This window comes from Thioalkalivibrio sp. ALMg3 (assembly GCF_000381225.1).
Taxonomy (GTDB): domain Bacteria; phylum Pseudomonadota; class Gammaproteobacteria; order Ectothiorhodospirales; family Ectothiorhodospiraceae; genus Thioalkalivibrio; species Thioalkalivibrio versutus.
The window spans coordinates 93,615-116,096 of sequence record NZ_KB906228.1 but is presented as its reverse complement, the minus strand read 5'-3'; the positions used below and the strand labels follow the sequence as shown (position 1 = coordinate 116,096).

Sequence of the window (22,482 nt, the reverse complement as noted above, 5' to 3'; positions counted from 1 at the left end):
TGCTGATCCACAACTCGGCCTTGCCGACATCGACCCCGATCCGATGCGTTGCCATCATCACACCTCCCGAGCTAGCTTGGAGTTGTCTGTCGGGGCCTCACCGAACGCTGGCTTGCCATCTATCGTCGGTCCCGTGCCGATCGATTCCTTATCGGCGTTTAAGGTGAGGGGTGGGACGAATTCTCCTACCGTCTGTGCCACAGGCCAGATGCCGGCCTCGTCCCTCCACCCCGACAGACCCTTTCTAGGCCTGCCGGGGTTAAACATACAAGCCGCCTTGGCGGCGAAGCCCCTGCCAGCGTCGGACGCGGGCAGGGGCATTCGCGTGCAAGCACGCTCCTACAGGAAATGCCCCATGCCCCCAAGGCCTCAGTCGCGCTGGTAGGTGCCCACCAGGCGGTTCATGCCGATCACGTGGGGCTCGGCGTGCTCCAGGAACTGCCACAGGGTCAGGCCGGGCGGGAGCTGCAGGTCGGCGTCCAGCGCCAGCAACCAGAAGAAGTAGTGGTGCTTTCCATGGCCCTCGGGCGGCATCGGCCCGCCGTAGCCGGTGCGGCCGAAGTCCGTCTGGCCGGTCGCGCCCAGATCGGTCGCCTCGGACAGGCCATCCAGATCCGGCGGCAGGTTGTACAGCACCCAGTGCACGAAGCCGTAGGTGCCCGGCTGGATCAACGGCGCATCCGGGTCATGGCAGATCACCGCCAGGGACCGGGCGCCCTGCGGCACGTCCCGCCACCGCAATGCCGGGGAGGTGTCCTCACCCTCGCCGCTGTGGCGTTTGGGGATCGGCTGGCCAGGGCCAAAGGCGGAACTCGACAGCTGCATCTCGGACAGTGCAAAACCCATGACGTACTCCTTTGCATTACCTACCCGCACGGTAACGCTGCCGACCGCCGGTCTCCAAGCCAGCACGTGAAGCCCGGCGCTTGCAGACCGCGGACAGCACACGGATGATCCGCGCATGCGCAAGCTACTGAAGAAATGGCTGGGCCGGCGGGATCCGCTGGCGTCCGCCGCCCAGGCTGTTGACCATGGCCGCACGGGCATCGAGACCGTCCTGGGGCTGCCGCACCGACTGTCGGTGCCGCTGCTGCGCCGCCACTTCGGCGACGACGCCGAGCCTTCCGACGCCGCCTTCCGCGAGACCGGTCGGGACGGGTACTGGAAGCTACCGCCGCCCGCCCCCGAGTTCGAAGTGCACTTGTACGGCGACCCGGACGGCCGCCTGACGCTGGGCACCATCCGCGGGCACGGCCCGTACGCCGGCCTCGTAGTCTTCAGCGAATGGTCGCCGGATCACCCCGCCGCCGTCTGGCAGCTGCGGGTCGAAGAACCGGCCGGCGAGTCCGCCCAGGCCCTGCACGACCACCTGCTCGACCCGGACCGCGTATGACCCGCCACTGGAAAAAGCGCACCACACCCCCAACGTTGGGTTAAGCAGGCTCGTCGCGGGCGGCGGCGCTCGCAGCGAAGGCTGTGACGCAAGAAGGCGGGCCCTCCGCAAACACTCCACCCAGGCACACCGATCACCATGACGCGAAAGCCCCAGTCCATCTCCCTGGTCCTCGGCAGCGGCGGCGCCCGCGGTCTGGCACAGATCGGCGTGATCCGCTGGCTGGAGGAGCACTCGGACTACCACATCCGCTCCATTGCCGGTGCCTCCATGGGCGCGGTCGTCGGCGGCATCTACGCCGCCGGCCAGCTGGATGCCTACGAGGACTGGGTGAAGACCCTGCGACGCCAGGACGTCTGGAGGCTGCTGGACTTCTCCTTCCGCGGTGCCGGGCTGATCCGCGGCGACCGCCTGATCGAGAAGCTGCGCGACATGCTCGGCGACATGGACATCGAGGACCTGCCGATCTCGTTCACCGCCGTGGCCACGGACATCGAGCGCGAACGCGAGGTCTGGCTGAACTCCGGCTCGCTGTTCGACGCCATCCGCGCCTCCATCGCCATCCCCACCGTGTTCACCCCGGTGCGCCTCAAGGGCCGGCTGCTGGTGGACGGCGGCCTGCTGAACCCGGTCCCGATCGCCCCGACCCTGAACGACGACACCGACATCACCCTGGCCGTCAGCCTGAACGGCCGCGTCGGCGAAGAGCTGATCCGTCCCGAGCGCGCCAAGGCGCCCGACCCGGACCGGGAAGAACCCGACAGCGGGTTCCTCAACCATCGCCTGACCGACGCCCTGCCGGATCGCGTCGGCAGCTGGCTGCTGGACTGGCAGGACAAGCTGGGCCTGGGCGAGACCGACCCCGGCCTGAGCCGTGAGCAGGAAGCCCACGCGCTGGGCATGATCGACATCGTCTCCCACTCCATCGAGGCCATGCAGGGCACGATCGCGCGCTTTCGCATCGCCGCCTACAACCCCGAGCACCTGATCGAGATCCCGGTCAACGCCTGCGGCATATTCGACTTCCACCGCGCCGCCGAGATGATCGACCTCGGCTACGAACTCGCCGACCGCAAACTAGGGAGACGCTGATCCATCCCCACGTCCGCGCCGGCCACACACCCCCTCATCGCGGCGGCAGCGCCATACCTCGTCATCCCGGCCAGCGCCCCTACCCCCGTCATCCCGGCCGTAGCGCAGCGAAGAGCCGGGATCTCCAACGCCAGCCCACCCCCAACGCCCGAGATCCCGGATAACCGCTTTGCGGTTTCCGGGATGACAGCCCCTTCCCGGCCGCCAGAAACATCCATCCCCCCTGTGGAGGCCCCTGTAGGAGCGTGCTTGCACGCGAATGCCCCTGCCCGCGTCCGACTCTGGCAGGGGCTTCGCGTGCAAGCACGCTCCTACAGAACCCCAGCCCATATCCTCCCGGCCATCGCCCCACCAGGTCATCCCGGCCGCCGCGCCACACCCCGTCATCCCGGCCGCAGCGCAGCGGAGAGCCGGGATCTCCAAAGCCACGCCCACCCCCAACGCCCGAGATCCCGGATAACCGCTTTGCGGTTTCCGGGATGACAGCACCTTCCGGACCGCCGGAACATCAATCAACCCTGTGGAAGCCCCCCTGTGGGAGCGTGCTTGCACGCGAAGCCCCTGCCAAAGTCGGATGCAGGCACGCGCCGACAGCACCCCGAACTGTAGGAGGCCACGGATCAATGCTTGAAGTGCACGAACAGCCGCCCGTGGTTCTTCGAATCCTTCTCCAGGCGGTGATAGCGCGCCTTGACCTCCGGCTGCTGCAGAAAGCGCAGCACGCGCTTCTTCAGCTGCCCGCTGCCCTTGCCATGGATGATCTCCACCGTCTTGATGCGCTTGTCGCAGGCCGCCTCGATCACGCCGTTCAACTCGGCGTCGATCCGGCGGCCATTGCGAAAGCATTCGTGCAGATCGATCGACAACCGCGACATCGCGAACCCCGCGAGTAGAGGCTCAGTTCACCGTCACCACGATGCAGCGCGCCAGCTGCTGCACCTTGTGCGAGACACTCCCGGAGAGCAGCCCCTGCAGGCCCCCAAGGCCGCGCGAGCCCATCACCACCATGTCCACGTCGTGATACTCGGCCTGTTGCAGGATCACCTTGGCCGGAGAGCCGTCTTCCACATGGTGCTCGATGTCGGTCACGCCCAGATCGGTGAAGTATCCGTGGGCCTGCTCGATCAGCTTCTTCGCGATATCCCGCAGCACCTTCGGCGGCACCGCGGCGCCCACGGCCGCACCGCCCGCTGCCAGCGGCGGATCGTTCGGGTCCGGCAGGTCCGAGAGCTGACGGATATGCGGCGGCACCTCGCCCTGCAGCAGCACGCTAACCAGCACCACCCGGGCGTGATACTTGGACGCCAGATCCGCGGCCACTTCCACCGCCCGCCAGGCGTTGGCGGAACCATCCACCGGCACCAACATGGTCTTCAGTTCCATACCGCGCTCCTTGTTCCTCACCCCGTGGGACCCAGCCGCTTCCGCGGCCGTTCAGTCGCCGCCCAGACTGCCAGAGTTACCCCCCGCGCGCAGCACTTTTCAGCACCCTATACTGGGCAGAAAATCGGCACAGGAACCGCGATGACCCGCCTGTTCGAAAAGACCTACCTCAAGCCCGGCGCCGCCCCCGGACACGGCGCCCACGCCACCGAACACCCGCACGCCGCCGACGCCACCGTCTCCGCCTGGCACTACCATCGCGAACAGCTCGTCGAGCTCGACCCGCAGCGCACCCTGCGCGAAGGCGTACAGACCGTCGACGGCGGATTCGTCTGGCTGCACCTGCAGGGGGCCCCCAGCCCGCGCCAATTGCACGACCTGGGCGAGGCCTTCGACCTGCACCCGCTGGCGCTGGAAGACGTGCGCCACCAGGGCCAGCGCCCCAAGGTGGACTTCTTCGACACACAAATGGTCGCCATCCTGCGTCAGCCGCGCCATCACAACGGCAACATCGAACTCGACCAGCTCAACCTGTTCGTGGTGGGCACCCACCTCGTCATCAGCGTCCATAGCGGCGCGGCCGATCCCTTCGGGCCGGTCCGCGAACGGATGCGCAACGCCAACCGCAACTTCAACCGCCTAGGCGCCGCGTACCTCGCCTACGCCCTGATGGACAGCGTGATCGACCAGGCCTTCCCGGTGCTGGAACACATCAGCGAACGCCTGGAGACACTGGAAGAGACCGTCCTCGAACAGCCCGACCGCCACACCCTCAACGAGATCCATATCCTGCGGCGCGAGCTCCTCGTCCTGCGCCGCCAGCTCTGGCCCACGCGTGACGTGATCGCCCGCCTCATGCGCGACGACCTCGAGCCCTTCACCCCGGAGCTGTTCCCGTACCTGCGCGACGCCTACGACCACACCATCCAGATCATGGATCTGCTGGAGTCCTACCGCGAGATGGCGGCCACCCTGATCGAGGCCTACATGTCCGCCATCAACCAGCGCTCCAACGACGTCATGCGCGTGCTCACCATCATCGCCACCATCTTCATCCCGCTCACCTTCATCGTCGGCATCTACGGCATGAACTTCGAAAACCCCGACAGCCCCTGGTCCATGCCCGAGCTCTACACCTACTACGGCTACCCCATCCTGCTCGGCATCATGCTCGCCGTCGTCGCCGTCATGCTCTACCTCTTCCGCCGCCGCGGCTGGCTGTAGCCCCCACACCCCACCCGTCATCGCGAGGCCGCAATGCGGCCACGCCCCGCTTCCGCACGCCTACCGCTCCACCGTCTTCCCCGGCCTCGCCAAACACCCCCGCCGCAGCCCCACACCCCGTCATCCCGGCCGTAACGCCACACCTCGTCATCCCGGCCGCAGCGTAGCGAAGAGCCGGGATCTCCCACGCCAGCCCAACCCCCAAACGCCCGAGATCCCGGATAACCGCTTCGCGGTTTCCGGGATGACGACACTGGGACAAAGAGCAGCTTCCGGAGCAACAAAGCCAACGACCGACCGGGAACAACGGCAGGGTCGGACCGCGATAACGGGTTTGAGGCCTCGCCCGTCCGGGCTATAGGGAGGAAGCACCGGGGCGATGGGAGACAATCAAAAAAGCCGGGCGGGGAGCCCGGCTTGTTGAGGGGACTGGGGCTTGTTACCAGTCAGGGGCCCCTTCGTCATCGTCATCGTCGTCGTCTTCTTCGTCGTGGTCACCCATGGAGCCGCCGGCCGCACCACCTTCGGCACCACCGCCGCCCATGGTGCCGCCGCCACCGGCGCCACCAGCACCCCCTTCCGGAGCACCCGCGCCGCCACCGGCAGCGCCTTCGGGAGCGCCAGCGCCTCCTTCAGCACCGGCACCGGCCTCCGGGGCACCGGTATCTGCGCCGGCGTCGCCGCCCACCTGGGCGTGCGCCGCGCCAAGGCCGCCCAGCGCAAACATGGAACCCAGCACCATCGCGATCGCAGTTTTCTGGAAAGTCGACATCATGGTTCTCTCCTTCAAGTTGGAATCGAGTCACAGCCAACCGAATCGGGCCAGTCAGGCTTTCAATTGACTGCGCCAGAGAAGGAGCAAGGGGGATGCCAAACATGACCCCTGCTGACGAAGATCTCATCATCGAAACAAAGTGTGATCGATTCCGCTGGCTCACACCGCAACACTCCACTCCGGAATGATGCAAAACGACACATGGGTTATCGCGACCGGGTCAGAACGCCACACCGCCCACGCGGAAAACAAGATCATGCGCCCGCCAGGGCGAACCGCGCGCCCGAGCTTCGTGCCAGAACCAGAATGCATTCACAGGAAGACACGCAGACCGGAAGCTTCAGGATCGGCGAGTGCCCAGGGCACCGGACCGGACGCCGCGGCGCTTCGCGCCTCACGATGACGGGACAGATGCCCCACATTTGGCAGGCACCAACGCCAAACCCGAAACCCCGGCCGCGGCGCCCCACCCTGTCATCCCGGCCGCAGCGCAGCGAAGAGCCGGGATCTCCCACGCCAGCTACCCACCCGCATCATCCAAACCCCACAAACCCCGTCATCGCGAGGCCGCAACGCGGCCGCGCCCCGCTGCCACACGACTACCGCCCCACCGTCTTCCCCGGCCTCGCCAAACACCCCCGCCGCAGCCCCACACCCCGTCATCCCGGCCGCAGCGCAGCGAAGAGCCGGGATCTCCCACGCTAGCCACCCCACCCGCACCATCCAAACCCCACAAACCCCGTCATCGCGCGGCCGCAATGCGGCCGCGGCGATCTCCAACCGAAGCCACAGACGACAACACCGCCACGGATCGGTAAGGTAGCCCCCAAACGAAACCGGACCCGCATCACATGGAAGTCACCCCGGGCAACCCGGCCCACGCCGCGTTCTTCGATCACGACACCACAACGCCCCTGGCCGCCCCCGAGCAGGTCGAGGCGTTCATCGAGCGCTGGCGTGACACCGGCGGCTCCGAGCGCGCCAACTACCAGCTCTTCCTCACCGAGCTGTGCAAGCTGCTGGAGCTGCCCCACCCCGACCCGGCCAGCGACGACACCGCCGACAACGCCTACGTGTTCGAACGCCGCGTCACCATCCGCAACCCGGATGGCAGCGAGAACCGCGGCTACATCGACCTCTACCGCCGCGGCTGCTTCGTGCTCGAGGCCAAGCAGACCGGCAAGGGCCTGCACACCCAGGGCTGGGACAAGGCCATGCTCGCCGCGCAGAACCAGGCCGACCAGTACGTGCGCGCCCTCCCGCAAGACGAAGGCCGCCCGCCGTTCATCGTCGTCACCGATGTCGGCCGCAGCCTGGAGCTCTACTCCGAGTTCTCCCGCTCCGGCGGCACCTACGTCCCCTACCCGGACCCGAGCCGCCACCGCATCCGCCTGGAAGACCTGCGCGACCCCGAGATCCAGCAGCGCCTGCACCACCTGTGGCTCGCGCCGGACCAGCTCGACGCCAGCAAACACGCCGCCCGCGTCACCCGCGAGGTCAGCGCGCGCCTGGCCGAGCTCGCCAAATCCCTGGAACAGCACGGCTACGAGGTGGAGCGCGTCGCGCACTTCCTCAAGCGCTGCCTGTTCACCATGTTCAGCGAGGACGTCGAACTCCTGCCCAAGGGCAGCTTCACCGCCCTGCTGGAACGCCTGCAGCAGAACCCCGAGCACTTCCCCGACGCCATGCGCTCCCTGTGGGAGACGATGAACACCGGCGGCTATGAAGGCCAGCTGATGCACAAGGTGCAGCGCTTCAACGGCGGCCTGTTCCAGAACATCGACCCCATCCCGCTCAACGCCGACCAGATCGGCCTGCTCATCCAGGCCGGCAAGGCCGACTGGCGCTTCGTCGAACCCGCCATCTTCGGCACCCTGCTGGAACGCGCGCTGGACCCGCGCGAACGCCACAAGCTCGGCGCCCACTACACCCCGCGCGCCTACGTGGAACGCCTGGTGATGCCCACGCTCATCGAGCCCCTGCGCGCCGAATGGAACACCGTGCAGGTCGCCGCCGAAGCCTGGCTGCAACAGAACAAGCCCGACAAGGCCCTGGACGAGCTGCACCGCTTCCACCACCGGCTGTGCGAGACGCGCGTGCTCGACCCCGCCTGCGGCTCCGGCAACTTCCTCTACGTCGCGCTGGAACACCTCAAGCGCCTCGAAGGCGAAGTGCTCAACCTCATCCGCGACCTAAGCGCCGGCCAGGCCACCTTCGACACCGAAGGCCTCACCGTCGACCCGCACCAGTTCCTCGGGCTGGAGATCAACCCGCGCGCCGCCGCCATCGCCGAAATCGTGCTGTGGATCGGCTACCTGCAATGGCACTACCGCCTGCACGGCCGCCTCAGCCTGCCCGAACCCATCCTGCGCGACTTCCACAACATCGAATGCCGCGACGCGCTGATCGACTTTGATGCCCGCGAACCCATGACCGACGAGCACGGCGAACCCGTCACCATCTGGGACGGCATCAGCTACAAGAAAAGCCCCGTCACCGGCGAACTCATCCCCGACGAAAGCGGCCGCACCCCCGTCTACCACTACAGCAACCCGCGCCGTGCCGAATGGCCCGAAGCCGACTTCATCGTCGGCAACCCGCCGTTTATTGGCGCCGCCACCATGCGCCGCGCCCTGGGCGACGGCTACGTGGACGCCGTGCGCAAGGTCTTCAAGGGCATCGTCCCGGACTCCGCCGACTTCGTCATGTACTGGTGGCACATCGCCGCCGAGAAGGTGCGCAAGGGCGAGGCCCCGCGGTTCGGCTTCATCACCACCAACAGCCTTCGCCAGACCTTCAACCGCCGCGTACTCGAACCGCACCTGAACGACAGCAAGAAACCCCTGTCGCTCGCCTTCGCCATCCCCGACCACCCCTGGGTGGACAGCGCCGACGGTGCCGCCGTGCGCATTGCCATGACCGTCGGCGTACCCGGAGACCAGCCCGGCACCCTGCGCCATGTCGTCAACGAACGTGATACCGGAGACGACGCACGCAACGTGGAGCTGAGCCAAAGGCCGGGAAAGCTGTTTGCAGATATCACGGTTGGAGCCAACGTAGCCGGAAGCGCACTTCTGAAGGCCAACGCCAAGCTCGCATCACGCGGCGTACAGCTCATCGGCTCTGGTTTTATCGTGACGGTCGAGCAGGCCATTGAGCTCGGTTGGGCGTCGGATTCCCCGAGCTCTCGGATCATCCGGCAATACCGGAATGGACGGGACCTGACCCAGACGCCGCGCGACGTCATGGTCATTGATCTTTTTGGCCACTCCATCGACGAGGCAAAGGACCAGTTTCCAGCGATCTACCAGTGGATTCTAGAGCGTGTAAAACCCGAGAGGGACCAGAATAATCGGGCTGGTTATCGCGACAACTGGTGGATGTTTGGCGAACCCCGAAGAGACTGGCGGACCATGGCTGCCGGACTGCCACGCTACATCGCCACCGTCGAAACCACGAAGCATCGCGTCTTCCAGTTTCTCGACGCGGACATCCTTCCCGACAACATGCTGGTGAACATCGCCATCGACCGGCCCGCCGCCCTGGGTGTCCTATCCAGCCGCATCCATCTCACCTGGGCGCTTGCCATGGGCGGCACCCTGGAAGACCGCCCCCGCTACAACAAGACCCGCTGCTTCGAGACCTTCCCCTTCCCGGAACTCGACGACCAGCAGGCCGCCACCATCGGCGACCTCGCCGAACGCATCGACGCCCACCGCAAGGCACGCCAGGCCAAACACCCGGACCTCACCCTCACCGGCATGTACAACGTGCTGGAAAAACTGCGCGCCGAAGAACCGCTGAGCGCCAAGGAACGCACCATCCACGCACAGGGCCTCGTCTCCCTGTTGCGCGAACTGCACGACGACCTCGACCGCGCCGTCTTCGACGCCTACGGCTGGAACGACCTCGCCGACCGCCTCGTCGGCCGCCCCGGCGCCACCACCCCGCTGCCGAACAAGCCCGCCGACCAGGCCGAAGCCGAAGAAGAACTCCTCACCCGCCTCGTCGCGCTCAACACTGAACGCGCCGCCGACGAAGCCCAGGGCCACATCCACTGGCTACGCCCCGACTACCAGGCCCCCGAAGCCACCCAGACCACCGCCACGCTGGAAGCCAAACCCGAGGCCGCCGCCGAGACCACGACCGAACCGGCCAAAAAGCCCACCTGGCCCAAGTCCATGCCCGACCAGGTCGAAGCCGTCCGCCGCCTCCTCGCCATCGGCCCCCAAACCCCGGACGCCCTGGCCAGCCACTTCAAGCGCAAACCGACAAAGTCCATCACCCAGGTCCTCGCCGCCCTCCAAATCCTCGGCCAGGCCACCACCGACAACGACCACTGGCGCCTGACATGACCATCGACCAGCAGCATCAACGCTTCATTGCCCGTCCGACGCCCCTAACCGCGTCGACACCGGTACGACATAACCCGGCGCTCAAAACATGCTCGGCCACGCACCCCACTGACTCCCGGCCCCTTTCCAAAGCCCCTCGGCCGGTACAATATCGAATTAAACACGCGCGCACGTTGATCCAACATCCATGCATGCTACCCAATCACTGTTCGGCGTCTATGGTAGCGTTCGCAAAACTTCCCCGAGGTACGGCTTCATGCAACTGAATCGAATAGATTGGGGCGACGACAGTGCTGAGAAGGATGAGCACCTTCTCGAGTATTTCGTAAGTTCTGACGCGTTTCAAAGGCTCGCTGAGCGCCGGCGGTCAATTGTCATTGGCCGCAAGGGCTCGGGAAAAAGCGCTCTTCTAAAGAAGCTCGATGAGCATTTTTCGGGTGAGACCAATACCCATGTTGTAAGAATCACACCAAAATTCAATACCCTGCGCACTGTTCTCAATGATACCGATTTGCGCACAGGTTTTGGCGAAGAAATCTTCTTTCAGCATACTTGGCTCAGACAAATACTGACCGATTGCCTTTGCGAAATTGGTCACCGAAGCAAAGGCAACTACTGCTCTGGAAGCTTGGACTATGCCCGCTCCGTTGCTCAATCACTGAATCGAACGTCGAAAGATTTTGTCGAAAACATCACTGACATCCTCAATCAGCTAAAGTTAAAGGCTGGATGCCTTGGGGAATTCGGGTTATCCGTCGAGAAGGAGCTTCGAGATACGTCAGGGATTGAAGAACTTCAGCACCATGTCACCGAACTGCGCCAAGGTGGGGCACGTTTCGTTGCCCTGGTTGATGATCTTGACCTCGGGTGGGACAACTCTGAAACGGCAAACAATCTTCTTCTGGGGTTGCTGTCGGCGTCCAACTATTTGTCCGGTCTTAATGCTGCAATACATACAGTCATCTTTTTACGTGAGGACGTGTATACGATTCTTCTTGGCCAGACCCAACATGCAGACAAATATCGCGATGTCGAACGAATTCGCTGGACGCAAGAGCAGTTAGTCGCAATTCTCAGCGAGCGTATAAACTTCAATCGGCGTCGCGATGGCGAAGGCGAGTTAAATGACCCATTTTATTCGGTTTTTCCTCGCACGATTGGAACTTCGAACACTGATAATTGGCTAGTGGAAAGAACACTTTCCAGACCTCGCGAACTCATTCAGCTTGCCCGGTACTACACCGAGGATATCGAATCTGAAGATCCATCTGATGAGAGACTGAAGCGTTCTGAGCCGGAATATTCCAACTGGAAGCTTGACGATCTTTGCGCGGAGTATTCAAACCAATATCCTGGGCTGAATGCTGTCATGCACTATTGGAAGACAAAGTTCTTTCGGCGCAAGTACCACCTTAAGCATGAAGAAGCTGAAGAGATGGTGCTGGAAGTCATGCTCAATGTTGCTGTTAACGAGCAGTGGTTCAATCGACTCGTAGACGATACAGATATTACGGGATTCCTTTCGGTGCTGTACGAAATCGGTTTTATTGGAGATTTCGTCCTTGGCGGGGGAGGTGGAAGTCAAACCTTTTATTCCTATCAGGAGTATCACGAACCACTCTTTGAGGAAATTCAGGTTCACCCTTGCTTCCGGCGCGCTGTTAATACTGTTGAGCGCATCCGGAACCGTTAGAACGCCAAAGGCCGAATAAAAACGGGGACAGATTTATGTTCGCATGGCTGACGTGACGGCGGACGGCCAGGACGCCGCAGCGTCAACCACTGGAGCTCATGACGGGGTCGGACCACGGTAACCGACGGACTTTAAAACGATTATGGAATCTGAAGGGCTATTTCAGGGCCTTAAACGGCACATTCCGGCCCATAAATGGGCTCTTGAGAATATGAAGGGGTCGGGCCACGGTAACAAGCTGTATTAACACGGATTTCCGGATTTGAAGGGATGATTCAGGGCCTTAAACGGCGCATTTTGGGCCCTGAAACTGCCTTTGGCGCCAAGGTCGTATGATCCGAACGAGACGAGACGGCACCGGTTCAGCGGGGACCACGCAAAACAGAGGGGTCAACCCCCTGCCTTTTGCTTCATGGCAGCCGCTCGACGCCCAGGGGGGCTTCGGATGTCTGATCTTACGTGCGATTAATAGCCTGCGCCGCCCAGGCGGTGAGACCGAGTAATTCAGTTCAGGAGCTTCGATGATTCTTAAGGAGAAGGATGGGCCAAGCGGTCAGGATGAACGCTCAAAGGCCGGGCACCAGCAGGAACAGGACGTGGCGTTCTACCTGCGTCGCGAGTTTGGCGACGACGAGAGCGTCCGGATCATCAACGACCTGCGCGTCGAGCAAAACGGGGAACGCGCGCAGATCGACCACCTGGTTGTGCACCCGTACGGGCTCGTGGTGATCGAGTCGAAGAGCATCTACGGCGAGGTGAAAGTGAATAGCCACGGGGAGTGGTCGCGCAGCTACCGCGGCGACTGGTACGGGATCCCTTCGCCCGTGCGCCAGGCGGAGCTGCAAGAGGCGCTGGTGAAGGAGCTCCTGAAGGAAAACGTGGAGAAGTTCCTCGGCCGACTGCTGGGCGTCCAAACGCAGATTAGCTTGCGGGACTGGAGGACGCTTTGCGCAGTATCCAGCAGCGCGATCCTTCACCGCGACGACATGCCTCGTGCGATCGCGAATCAAGTGGTGAAGAGCGAGTTTGTCGCGGAGAAGGTGCGCGAACTGGTCGGCTCGCGGGCGAAGGGACTGGTGACCGGAAGGCCGCGCTTCAGCCAGAAGGAGATCGAAGGGATCGGAGACTTCCTGCTGCAAAGCCACCTCCGGCAGGGTGCAAAGGCGTCGGCCGTGGCCGAGCCGGCCCCGCAGGTACAGGCGCCACCGGCTTCGCCCGAGCCAGCACCCAAGGCACAGCGACCGCCCGCGCCAGAGCCCCAACCGGCCCAGGCCGCGCCCACGCCAGTGACGAAACCAAGCCAGGCATCCAAGCTGGCCTGCAAGAACTGCGGCGAGCAAAACAAGCTGACAGGCATGTATGGCAAGTACGGCTACTACGCGCACTGCGACTCTTGCGGCACCAACACCTCAATGAAAGTGCCCTGCCCGGCCTGCCAGTCACGCAAGGTCCGAGTGACCAAATCCGGCCCAACGTACACCAGCGCCTGCCAAGACTGCCCCCACGAGTGGGTGGTATTCGAACAGCCTGATAGTCCGGGCGGGGGTTAGACACCTGAATTCCGCTAATACCGCGAGTCTGAGAAAAGGGACCAGAATTACTTTGGGGCCGAAGCTCATATGCTCGAATGCACGAGCCACCGCGTCCGCTTCTCAAGCCGGGGATCGGTGACAACTTCATTGGAATCAGACATGTTTCCACTCCGTGAGCGCCCTGAATGTTACAGATAAAACCGATCAGGTGCTGTTGGATTGGACGTTGACACACAGGGGGGCACCGGCCCAGATCCTGCTGGAAGACACTCCGCGATGACGCCGACTCCTCCACTCCGCGTGCTCCACTTTCTCAATCCGTACCTCCGGGCAAAAGGCAAGGTTTGACCCCGTAGCCCCGCGCCCTCACGTTGGAACTTTTCTGTCTCACAACAAATTAACCAACCACCCGCAGGAGAAATACCAATGTCGCTATCAAGAGTAGTATGCGAAATGACGGAAAACCAGGACTACGACTCAGACCCACAATCAAAAATCGTGTTACAGGTCGTACTCACTTCGGAGAACCGAATAAACACCGAAATACAATCCTTTGGATACAACACTTGCTGGACAGGGCATGGAACAACATACAAGAAATATCCGTTCATCCTTCAAGTCGACACAGACGCGCTTGCCCCATTCCGCCTAGACTACGGCGGCCATGATGAGAAATCGGAAGACCGCTTGAACCTCCAGTCAAAGACCATTAAAGCAGGCGAAATGTTTACCTACTACGAATGTCGAGATGGTGAACGTTCGGAATACATATACCAGATCACAGGAGTAACCCCAATCGACACAGGTGAGAAAAGCGGGCGCGGATAAACCATTTTTTTGACTGGAAATCCGGCCCTATGTTTTGTGGCCCAGTGAAAACAGACACCCATCTTAGCGGTAGCCCCAAGGCCATTTCGAGCTTATAACGCACCCACCACCCACCGGGGAGATGAAATGGAACTGGAAGATTACGAGAGCCAAATCGTTGCGGACAATGAAACACAATGGACGCAATGGATCGGGATTCCGGGTTTCGATCCATTCCCCGCTATTCGGTGCCGTACCGGCAGTTTGAGAAGTGAGCATCCACCGGTCGAACCTGACGGATCTGTCGGTTTGGAGATGTGGCTTCACGATCGAGATGGCGTGGCTGGTGGAGCGATCGCGGAGGTGTACCTCGGCGGGGAGGAGAGCGGGGGCAGACAAATACGTTTCCCGGGCGCTCACTCGTCGGAAGTGGCCGGGTTGTTCCAGCGTGCTGTTGCGCCGGGAATGGTAGGGCTTGATGTCACCGATGTGTTGTGGGTGCTCCCTAAAGCCGGCGGGCTTGGCAGGGTGACCGAATACCCAATCCCCACGGTGCGAAGTCACACGAATGAAATGGAAGCGCGGCTCACTGCACAGCTGATGGAATACGGGGAGCCTTATTCGGCGCTTGTGGTATTGCCAGTCGATCAGTCCGTCACGCCGGACACATTAGATCTCGTTGCGTCTTCAATGAAACGATACCTGTCTAGCGAAGCAAGGTTTGTTCTGTCAGCACCTCTTTCGGAAACGGACGGGGAACGATTACGTGTTTGCCTGTTCTGGCCGTGACGGTTCCGGGAGGGTAAGGATGGAGCCGGAAGAAGGTAACTGCCTGACTTAAAATATCGCTTCGGATCCGAAGGAGCAAGACACCCCGACGGGGTCGGACCACGGTAACGGACTGACTTAACGAGAATTTCCGAACCTTAAGGGCTGATTCAAGGCCTTAAACGGCGCATTCCGGCCCATAAATGGGCTCTTGCTCTGGGATTAGATCCCACTCCGGCACCGCAAAGGGGATCGGTAGAGTCTCGGGCCGCTCCGACGGATTGCCGCGGCCTCTTCGAGGCCTCGCAATGACGGCGGGGAATGACGGGGCAGATGTTGCTTTGGCCCTCCGCCTCATATTCGAGTAAGAAATCACGGCTTGATCCGATACTATCCGGAATCCGCGCGACAGTGCGGGGCGCTTGGCCCATGGGAGGGTGGCTCCCCATGCTCGCCCCTTGGAAGGAGTAGTCGATGCAGTTCTCGCAAAAGGTGCAGCGGATCAGCGGGCGGTTGTTGAACGCCATCACGGTCGCTTTCGTGGTCCTGCTGGCGGGCATGATTGTGATTGTGGGCAACAGCCTGTGGCAGAACCAGCGCCTGCTGGACGAGCTGCGTCACATCACGGAGGAGCGAGGACAGCGCATCCAGCTGGCGTCCGATCTGCTGGAGGCCGCCTACAATCGCCACCAGACCATGGTGAATCAGGTCATCACCGACGACCCCTTCGAGCGTGATGACCTGATGATGGCGTACCACCGCTGGGGGAACCGGGTCGGCGAGGTGCGCGCGGCCCTCAATGAGCGCGTGACCGAGGATGCGGCGCGGGCAAGACTCGAGGAACAGGATGCCCTGATCCCGGAGATCGTGAGGCTGCAGGACCAGGTGGTGGACCTGGCGGCCCGCGAGGAGATCGCGCCGGCAATGGCGATCCTGAGCGAGCGTCTGTTTGATCTGGATCGGGAGTTCGACAGCTCCATCGAGGCGTTGCGAGCACATGAACGCGCACAGATGGAAGCGGCAGCCGAGCGCGCAGGCGAAGTCGGGGCGCACACGCAGCGCTTCATGCTGGTGTTCGGTGGGGGCGGCGTGGTGTTCGCGTTGGCTCTGATTCTGCTCACCCGGCGGACCCTGGTGACCATGCACCATGACTTGCGCGAGCAGGCGTCACAGCTCGACGAGGCCGGACGCCAGCTGCAGCACGAGGCTAGCCACGACCCGCTGACCGGTCTACCCAACCGGCGTGCTTTCTATAAGCGCCTGCAGGACGCAATCGCCTGGTCCCAACGGACCGGCGAAGCGTTCTCCGTAGGCTTCATCGATCTCGACCAGTTCAAGCCGGTGAACGATCGGTTCGGACACGCGGCGGGTGACGAGCTGCTGGGAGTCGTCGCACGCCGGCTGGAGGAGGCACTTAGCGAACCGGCGTGTGTGGCCCGGGTCGGGGGTGACGAGTTTGCGGTACTGCTGTTTGGCGAGCACTCAACCGAAGCCGAGGGGAAGCGGCTGCAGGCGGCGGTGTCCCGGCCGGTCCGGCTTGCTGCGGGCGAGGTCACGCTGGCGATGACTCTGGGCTGGGCCTCCGGCCCGGGAGACGGCGATCCGGACGAACTGCTGGGGCGAGCCGACCGCGCGATGTATGGTCTCAAGGCGGGGCGCGGGACGTAGCCGGAGAAAGAGGACACCACCTTTCCGATCCGATCCGGCACCGCAGAGGCTATCGACAAGCTCTCGGGCCGATCCGGCCGATTGCCACGGCCTCTGCGAGGCCTCGCAATGACGGGGCAGTGACAACACAAAGAGGACACGCACCTTTCCGGGCGCGATTTCGACAGGCTGCTAGCATGGCTTTTTCTATACCGTACCGGGTTCTTCCTGATCCGGTCTTGTTGCAAGGATCTCGAGCATGCGCAACTCGTATTTCGAAAGGACGGCGGATTTCACTCGGCTACTATTCGAATGCCCCCGGATCGAACAGGCCCATCAACAGTGGCTCCAGGCGCTGGACGCCATTCCGGACCCCATCCTGCTGCACGACAACGACGGGCGGATCCTGCGCGTCAACCAGGCCTACGCCGAAAAGGCGGGCGCGTCCTATAGCGAGCTGATCGGATCACCCTACTGGCACTTCTTCCCGCGTCAGGACGACCCCCTGCCCGAGTGCCGCGCAATCGCCGAAGGGGCGGATTACCGCAGCCGGGAACTGCATCTGGCCACGGGAGAGGCTTACCAGCTTTTCGCGTATGCCGTCCGGGATCCGGAAGCGGATCAGCGCTTCGCATTCAACGTCTTCCGTGATATCACCGACGAGGTCCGCCATCAGCAACAGCGGCAGGAACAGGAGGCCTTCTTTACCACCCTGGCAGAGACTGCCCGGGACGCCGTCGTGGTCATGGACCCGGAAGGCAAGGTGGCGTACTGGAACCGGGCGGCCGAGGAGGTTTTCGGCTATTCCTCCGGGGAGGTGCTGGGGAAGCCCCTGCATCCGCTGATTGCCGCACCCCGGCACCAAAGGAAATTCGAGGCGGGCCTGCGCCACTTTGTCGAGACCGGAGAGGGGCCCGTCGTCGGGGACACCCTGGAGCTGGAGGCTCAGCACAAGGACGGAACGGTCTTCCTGGTGGAACTGTCGGTTTCGGCTGTTCAGTTCGAGGGGGGCTGGCACGCCCTCGGGATCCTGCGCGATATCACCCGGCGCAAGACCCGCGAACGCCGGCTCGCACGCACGACCGAGTACCTGCGAGCCCTGATCCAGGCCCATTCCGCCCTGGTCACGGCCGAAGACGAGGGCCAGTTGTTCCAGGATGTCTGCCAGGCCCTGGCCGATGCCCGGGAGTACCCCCTGGTCTGGGTGGGGATGGCTCGTGAAGGAGCCGACCGCCCGGTAGAAGTAGTGGGGTCGGCAGGCCCTCGCACGGATTATCTGGACACCGTGGTGGTGACCTGGGACAGCAGCGAGTCCACGGGGCAGGGCCCTACGGGCCGGGCAATCCGGGAGGGCAAGCCCCAAATGACCCGCAACATGGCCACCGACCCCAGCTTTACGCCCTGGCGGGAGCCCGCCAGGGAACGAGGATTCGCCTCTTCCATTGCCCTGCCTCTCCAGGTGGACGGCGAGACCATCGGGGCCCTCAATCTGTATGCCACCGAGCCGGAGGCCTTTGACGACGAGGAACAGTCCCTGCTGGAAGGATTGGCAAGGGACCTCTCGCGCGGTCTCAAGGCCCTGCGGACGCAAAAGGAACGCGACGAAAGCCAGACCGCCCTGCAGGAGGCTCTGGTCGATACCGTCGAGGCCATCGCCCGCCTGGTGGACAAGCGCGACCCCTACACGGCCGGCCACCAGAAGCGCGTGGCCGAACTGAGCCAGGCGATCGGCCGCAAGCTCGGATTGCCCGAGGACCGGATCAAGGGTCTCTACCTGGCCGGCCTGATCCACGACCTGGGCAAGATCAGCATTCCCGCCGAGATCCTGAACCGCCCAGGTACGCTGTCGCCCAAGGAGTTCGAGCTCATCAAGGACCATGCCCGGGCCGGTTACGACATCATCCGGGATATCGCCTTCCCGTGGCCGGTGGCGGACGCCGTCCTTCAGCACCACGAGCGACTGGATGGATCCGGCTACCCAGACGGGCTGAACGGTGACGAGATCCTTCTCGAGGGACAAATCCTGGCCGTAGCGGATGTGGTGGAGGCCGTGTGTTCACACCGCCCCTACCGACCGGCTTTCGGCATCGAGGCGGCCCTGGACGTCATCCAGAACGGGCGCGGGACCCAGTTCAGCCCCGAGATCGTGGATACCTGCCTGGCACTGTTCCGGGACGATGGTTTCCTGTGGGAGGATACCGAAGCAAGGTCGGCCCCCTGAGTTCCATTCGGCAGGGCCAACGCAAGGCGCACGCGCTACCGGGAGCGGGCCTGCCCCCTCCTCCCCGGCACGAATGCCCTGCCGGCAGGGGGCGTCACGTTGACGGTCTGGCGGATCCACCGGCGTCTTCGCCTGCATGGCAGGCTCCCACAAGGGCAAGGACCTGCCGGACCGAACCTTGCGCGCGAAGCGAGCACCTGCGGAACAATCGTGCCGTTCAGCAAGCAGCCGCCCTTCGGGCGTCGACCGACAAGGGGTCAGGGCCGACCTGGAAACGCCAACTAGTAGACACTTGACCAGGCGTCCGGATGGGCTCGTTGTATGGTCCGAGGGCGCGACACGGCCTGCCCAAAGTGATCGGCGAACAAGGCTGAAAGACAGGGAGAGAACCCAGGATGAAAGAAGCAGCGGACGGGGAAAGCTCACCACGGGAGGCCAATCGGCCGTACTGGAAATATCAGCTGGCCTTCGAGCAGTCCCGCGACGCAATCATGTTTCTCAACGGCGATCGCTTCGAGCGATTGCAATCCGGCCACATTGGCGCTGTTCCGGGTTCCCGATGTTGCGACCTTTGCGACGCTCCATCCCGGCGAGCTCTCACCGCCGTTCCAGCCCGACGGCTGCCCCAGCCGGCCGGCGGCAGCCGATTATATCGACCGGGCCCTGCGCGAGGGCCAGGCCTTCTTCGAGTGGCGCCACACCACGTGGGATGGAACCGAATTCCCCGCCGAGGTCCTGCTAAGCCGTATCGATCTGGAACAGGGTCCCCTCCTCCAGGCGGTAGTGCGCGATATCAGTGATCGCAAGCAGGCCGAGCTCGCCTTGCAAGAGCGCGAGAAGGACCTGGCCGAGGCACAAAATATCGCCCAGGTAGGGAGCTGGGTCTCGGATTTCCACACCAACGAGATACGCTGGTCCGACGAGGTTTACCGCATCTTTGGTATGGCCCGCGAGGAATGGGGTGCCAGCCACGAGTCGTTCATGGCAGCGGTCCACCCAGCGGATCGGAGCAAGGTGCAGTCGGCGCTGGAGGCTTCGTTTCAGGGCGATCCCTACGACGTGGTCCACCGGGTCATCCACCCTGACGGTGAGGTGCGCACCGTCCGCGAGCGGGGTTATACGGAGTTCGACACCGACGGTAACCCCGTACGCATGGTCGGCACGGTCCAGGACATCACTCCGCAGTACCAGCTGGAGGACAACCTGCGCCGCATGGTAGCGATCCTGGACGGCACGCCCGACATCGTCAGCATGCACGGCCCCGACGGCATGCTGCTTTACCTTAACGCCCCCGGGCGGCGCCACATGGGGCTTCCCGAACGCTCCAGTGGGGAGGTCTGGCAGCCGGAAACGGGCTGGGACCGATCGGACTTCCCTCCGGAGACAGAGGACCTGGAATCAACGCTGCGGTGGGCCCACCCGCCCTGGGCGCTCAAGAAGGTGCTCGACGAAGGGCTTCCGACAGCCTGCAAGGAGGGGGCCTGGCAGGGGGAAACAGCCCTTCTGGACAGCTCGGGGAACGAGATACCGGTCTCACAGGCGATCATCATCCACCGGGACGACTCTGGCGGGATCCTTCAGATCTCCACGATTTTCCGCGATATCGCCAAGCGACGCGCCCTTGAGTCTCAACTGCGCAAGGAGAAGGCGCTCTCGGAATCCATTCTGGCGAGCCTGCCGGGGGTCTTCTACATGCTCGACGAGCAAGGTCGATTGACCCAGTGGAATGATCGGCTGGCCGCGGTGACGGGACACCCCGCCGAGGAGCTGCAGGGGGCCGATGCCCGGACGTTTGTCCCGGAGGAGGAACAGGACCGGATTGCCGAGGCCATCGCCGAAACCTTTGCGGTCGGTAGCACCCTGGTGGAGAGCAGGCTGCGCACCGCGGAGGGGGACCGGCCCCATCTGTTTCACGGTTATCGAGTCGAGCTGGAGGGAGTCCCTTACATTCTGGGCGTCGCGTTGGACATATCCAAACGCCATGCCCTCGAAGACCAGCTCCGACGAGAGAAGGCGGTCTCCGAATCCATCCTTGACGGCCTGCCCGGTGTCTTCTACATGCTCGACCGGGAAGGTCGCCTCGTTCAATGGAACGAACGGATGGAAACGGTGACGGGCCGCACCCCGGAGGAGCTGGACGGGATTGACGCCCTGGCGCTCATTCCGACTGCCGAGCAGGAGCGGATTGTCGAAAGCATCCGCGAAACCTTCTCCCGTGGCAGTACGCTGGTCGAAAGCAAACTGTTGACCGTCGAGGGCGAGACCCCTTACCTGTTCAATGGGCTGCGAATCAAGGTCGATGGCCAGCGTTACCTGTTGGGTGTGGGGCTGGACATAACCAGGCAAAAGCGCCTGGAGGCCGCCCTGGAACACGAGGCCTCGACGGACCCCCTTACCGGGGTCGCGAACCGCCAGCGCTTCGATTCGGAGCTGGAGCGCGCGTTGGCTCGCTACAATCGCTACGGCAGCCCCCTGGCTCTGGCAATGGTCGACCTGGACCATTTCAAACGCGTCAATGACGTCTACGGACACGACATCGGCGACCGCGTCCTGGTGGAGCTGACCGAACGGCTGGCCGGAGAGATTCGAGAACCCGATTTTCTGGCCCGCTGGGGTGGCGAGGAATTCGTGGTGCTATTGCAGGAAACCGGGGCCTCCGACGCCTACTCGATGGCGGAGCGATTGCGCCAACGCGTCGCGGTCGAACCATTCCCCGATGTGGGACCCATTACCGTCAGCGCGGGCCTTGCCAGCGTCCGTGCCGGAGACAACGCGGACACACTGCTGAAACGAGCGGACGACGCACTCTACGAAGCCAAGCGCAACGGTCGTAATCAGGTGGTGGTCCATGCTAATGCCCCGGAATCCGAGGAAGCCGGGGCCAGGTCCTACTAACGAACTGACTTCGACTTTCGAATCGTAAGGGCCGCAAGGGCTCGAAAGAGGACACCCACCTTTCCGAGCGGCTCCCGTATAACAGGCGTGACCGGCAAGCTCTCGGACCGAGCCGGCCGATCGCCACGGCCTCTCCGCGGCCTCGCAATGACGAGGCAGTGTCGACAAAGGGACACCCACGTTTCTGCGGACATCCGGGCTCAGGTCTTGCCTGTTGCCCCGCTCCACGGCGGGCTGGCCACATTCCATAGGGTCGGCCAAGGACAGGGTCGGACCACGGTAACCGATTGGAATAAAGATACTTTAAGGTGCTGGAACGCTGGATTAGGGCCTGATATGGCCATTTTTGGGCTCGATATGGCCTTTCGCGGCAGCGACCGTACGGCTCCCACGATACGGGACGTCAGAGGTTCAGAGCCTGTCGTAGTGGCCGCCGATGGCGAAGATGTAGATCGCGTGATCGTCGAAGCAGTAGATCAGGCGGTCCCTGGCGGAGGGGTGCCTCGGGGATCAAACCTTACCTTCATGTGGCCATGACAGTCGATCGGCAACCGTGCCGCTCCAGCCGATTGCCACGGCATCGATGACCAGACAGTGTCATCCATGATGGGGCGGACGACAGTGATGGAATCCTGGCATTTGCAGCGCACGCTGCACTGCACCGGTTTGATTGCCTTTGCGATAGCAAGGGGGCTTT

14 protein-coding genes and 1 pseudogene are annotated in these 22,482 nt (G+C 63.2%); 10 read left to right on the top strand and 5 right to left on the bottom strand.

Annotation, left to right across the window (positions count from 1 at the left end):
* Window positions 1-369: 369 nt before the first annotated feature.
* Window positions 370-846, bottom strand: coding sequence for a YbhB/YbcL family Raf kinase inhibitor-like protein (locus F622_RS0110530; RefSeq protein ID WP_019571908.1), 477 nt, complete (start codon window positions 844-846; stop codon window positions 370-372).
* Window positions 847-961: 115 nt separating this feature from the next.
* Here F622_RS0110530 and F622_RS0110525 point away from each other — a divergent pair, with 115 nt between their 5' ends.
* Window positions 962-1,393: a hypothetical protein gene (locus tag F622_RS0110525; protein WP_018168013.1), complete on the top strand. Its 432-nt coding sequence runs from the start codon at window positions 962-964 to the stop codon at window positions 1,391-1,393.
* A gap of 138 nt (window positions 1,394-1,531) precedes the next feature.
* A complete protein-coding gene (locus tag F622_RS0110520) occupies window positions 1,532-2,485 on the top strand; it encodes a patatin-like phospholipase family protein (protein WP_019571907.1) in 954 nt (317 codons plus the stop codon).
* Window positions 2,486-3,105: 620 nt separating this feature from the next.
* Here the strand turns inward: F622_RS0110520 and F622_RS0110515 are convergent.
* On the bottom strand, window positions 3,106-3,360 hold the full coding sequence (locus tag F622_RS0110515) for a Smr/MutS family protein (protein WP_018176544.1): 255 nt from the start codon (window positions 3,358-3,360) through the stop codon (window positions 3,106-3,108).
* Between the two features lie 22 nt (window positions 3,361-3,382).
* Window positions 3,383-3,868, bottom strand: a complete 486-nt coding sequence (locus F622_RS0110510) for a universal stress protein (protein WP_018146349.1) — start codon at window positions 3,866-3,868, stop codon at window positions 3,383-3,385.
* 141 nt (window positions 3,869-4,009) lie between these two features.
* On the opposite strand from F622_RS0110510, the gene corA reads away from it, so the two are divergent.
* Window positions 4,010-5,092, top strand: a complete 1,083-nt coding sequence (gene corA / locus F622_RS0110505) for a magnesium/cobalt transporter CorA (protein WP_019571906.1) — start codon at window positions 4,010-4,012, stop codon at window positions 5,090-5,092.
* Window positions 5,093-5,531: 439 nt separating this feature from the next.
* Here the strand turns inward: corA and F622_RS0110500 are convergent, their stop codons facing one another.
* Window positions 5,532-5,867, bottom strand: a complete 336-nt coding sequence (locus tag F622_RS0110500; protein WP_019571905.1) for a hypothetical protein — start codon at window positions 5,865-5,867, stop codon at window positions 5,532-5,534.
* An 851-nt stretch (window positions 5,868-6,718) separates the two neighbouring features.
* Here F622_RS0110500 and F622_RS0110495 point away from each other — a divergent pair.
* From F622_RS0110495 to F622_RS0110460, 7 genes are all read left to right on the top strand, one after another.
* The gene (locus F622_RS0110495; protein WP_019571904.1) at window positions 6,719-10,222 is read left to right on the top strand and encodes a DNA methyltransferase; all 3,504 of its coding nucleotides are present in this window, start codon (window positions 6,719-6,721) and stop codon (window positions 10,220-10,222) included.
* Between the two features lie 256 nt (window positions 10,223-10,478).
* A complete protein-coding gene (locus F622_RS14065; protein ID WP_155997132.1) occupies window positions 10,479-11,915 on the top strand; it encodes a P-loop ATPase, Sll1717 family in 1,437 nt (478 codons plus the stop codon).
* Between the two features lie 521 nt (window positions 11,916-12,436).
* Window positions 12,437-13,465, top strand: a complete 1,029-nt coding sequence (locus F622_RS0110475; RefSeq protein ID WP_019571901.1) for a nuclease-related domain-containing protein — start codon at window positions 12,437-12,439, stop codon at window positions 13,463-13,465.
* Between the two features lie 936 nt (window positions 13,466-14,401).
* A complete protein-coding gene (locus tag F622_RS13900; RefSeq protein WP_231365749.1) occupies window positions 14,402-15,043 on the top strand; it encodes a hypothetical protein in 642 nt (213 codons plus the stop codon).
* 453 nt (window positions 15,044-15,496) lie between these two features.
* The gene (locus F622_RS0110470) at window positions 15,497-16,690 is read left to right on the top strand and encodes a diguanylate cyclase domain-containing protein (protein ID WP_019571900.1); all 1,194 of its coding nucleotides are present in this window, start codon (window positions 15,497-15,499) and stop codon (window positions 16,688-16,690) included.
* Window positions 16,691-16,928: 238 nt separating this feature from the next.
* Window positions 16,929-18,890 carry an HD domain-containing phosphohydrolase gene (locus F622_RS0110465; RefSeq protein ID WP_019571899.1) on the top strand — a complete coding sequence of 654 codons (1,962 nt, stop codon included), beginning with the start codon at window positions 16,929-16,931 and terminating at the stop codon, window positions 18,888-18,890.
* 537 nt (window positions 18,891-19,427) lie between these two features.
* The gene (locus F622_RS0110460) at window positions 19,428-21,785 is read left to right on the top strand and encodes a PAS domain S-box protein (RefSeq protein ID WP_019571898.1); all 2,358 of its coding nucleotides are present in this window, start codon (window positions 19,428-19,430) and stop codon (window positions 21,783-21,785) included.
* 411 nt (window positions 21,786-22,196) lie between these two features.
* Here the strand turns inward: F622_RS0110460 and F622_RS14135 are convergent.
* Window positions 22,197-22,289 (bottom strand): annotated as a pseudogene (locus F622_RS14135) (Txe/YoeB family addiction module toxin); the annotation flags it as partial.
* Window positions 22,290-22,482 lie beyond the last annotated feature (193 nt).

What these genes read in the sequence shown, in the direction of transcription:
- F622_RS0110510 (WP_018146349.1), bottom strand. Translation starts at nt 3,868, where the DNA reads ATGGAACTGAAGACCATGTTGGTGCCGGTGGATGGTTCCGCCAACGCC.
- F622_RS0110500 (WP_019571905.1), bottom strand. Translation starts at nt 5,867, where the DNA reads ATGATGTCGACTTTCCAGAAAACTGCGATCGCGATGGTGCTGGGTTCC.
- F622_RS0110525 (WP_018168013.1), top strand. Translation starts at nt 962, where the DNA reads ATGCGCAAGCTACTGAAGAAATGGCTGGGCCGGCGGGATCCGCTGGCG.
- F622_RS13900 (WP_231365749.1), top strand. Translation starts at nt 14,402, where the DNA reads ATGGAACTGGAAGATTACGAGAGCCAAATCGTTGCGGACAATGAAACA.
- F622_RS0110515 (WP_018176544.1), bottom strand. Translation starts at nt 3,360, where the DNA reads ATGTCGCGGTTGTCGATCGATCTGCACGAATGCTTTCGCAATGGCCGC.
- F622_RS0110520 (WP_019571907.1), top strand. Translation starts at nt 1,532, where the DNA reads ATGACGCGAAAGCCCCAGTCCATCTCCCTGGTCCTCGGCAGCGGCGGC.
- F622_RS0110475 (WP_019571901.1), top strand. Translation starts at nt 12,437, where the DNA reads ATGATTCTTAAGGAGAAGGATGGGCCAAGCGGTCAGGATGAACGCTCA.
- F622_RS0110495 (WP_019571904.1), top strand. Translation starts at nt 6,719, where the DNA reads ATGGAAGTCACCCCGGGCAACCCGGCCCACGCCGCGTTCTTCGATCAC.
- F622_RS14065 (WP_155997132.1), top strand. Translation starts at nt 10,479, where the DNA reads ATGCAACTGAATCGAATAGATTGGGGCGACGACAGTGCTGAGAAGGAT.
- F622_RS0110470 (WP_019571900.1), top strand. Translation starts at nt 15,497, where the DNA reads ATGCAGTTCTCGCAAAAGGTGCAGCGGATCAGCGGGCGGTTGTTGAAC.
- F622_RS0110465 (WP_019571899.1), top strand. Translation starts at nt 16,929, where the DNA reads ATGCGCAACTCGTATTTCGAAAGGACGGCGGATTTCACTCGGCTACTA.
- F622_RS0110530 (WP_019571908.1), bottom strand. Translation starts at nt 846, where the DNA reads ATGGGTTTTGCACTGTCCGAGATGCAGCTGTCGAGTTCCGCCTTTGGC.
- corA (WP_019571906.1), top strand. Translation starts at nt 4,010, where the DNA reads ATGACCCGCCTGTTCGAAAAGACCTACCTCAAGCCCGGCGCCGCCCCC.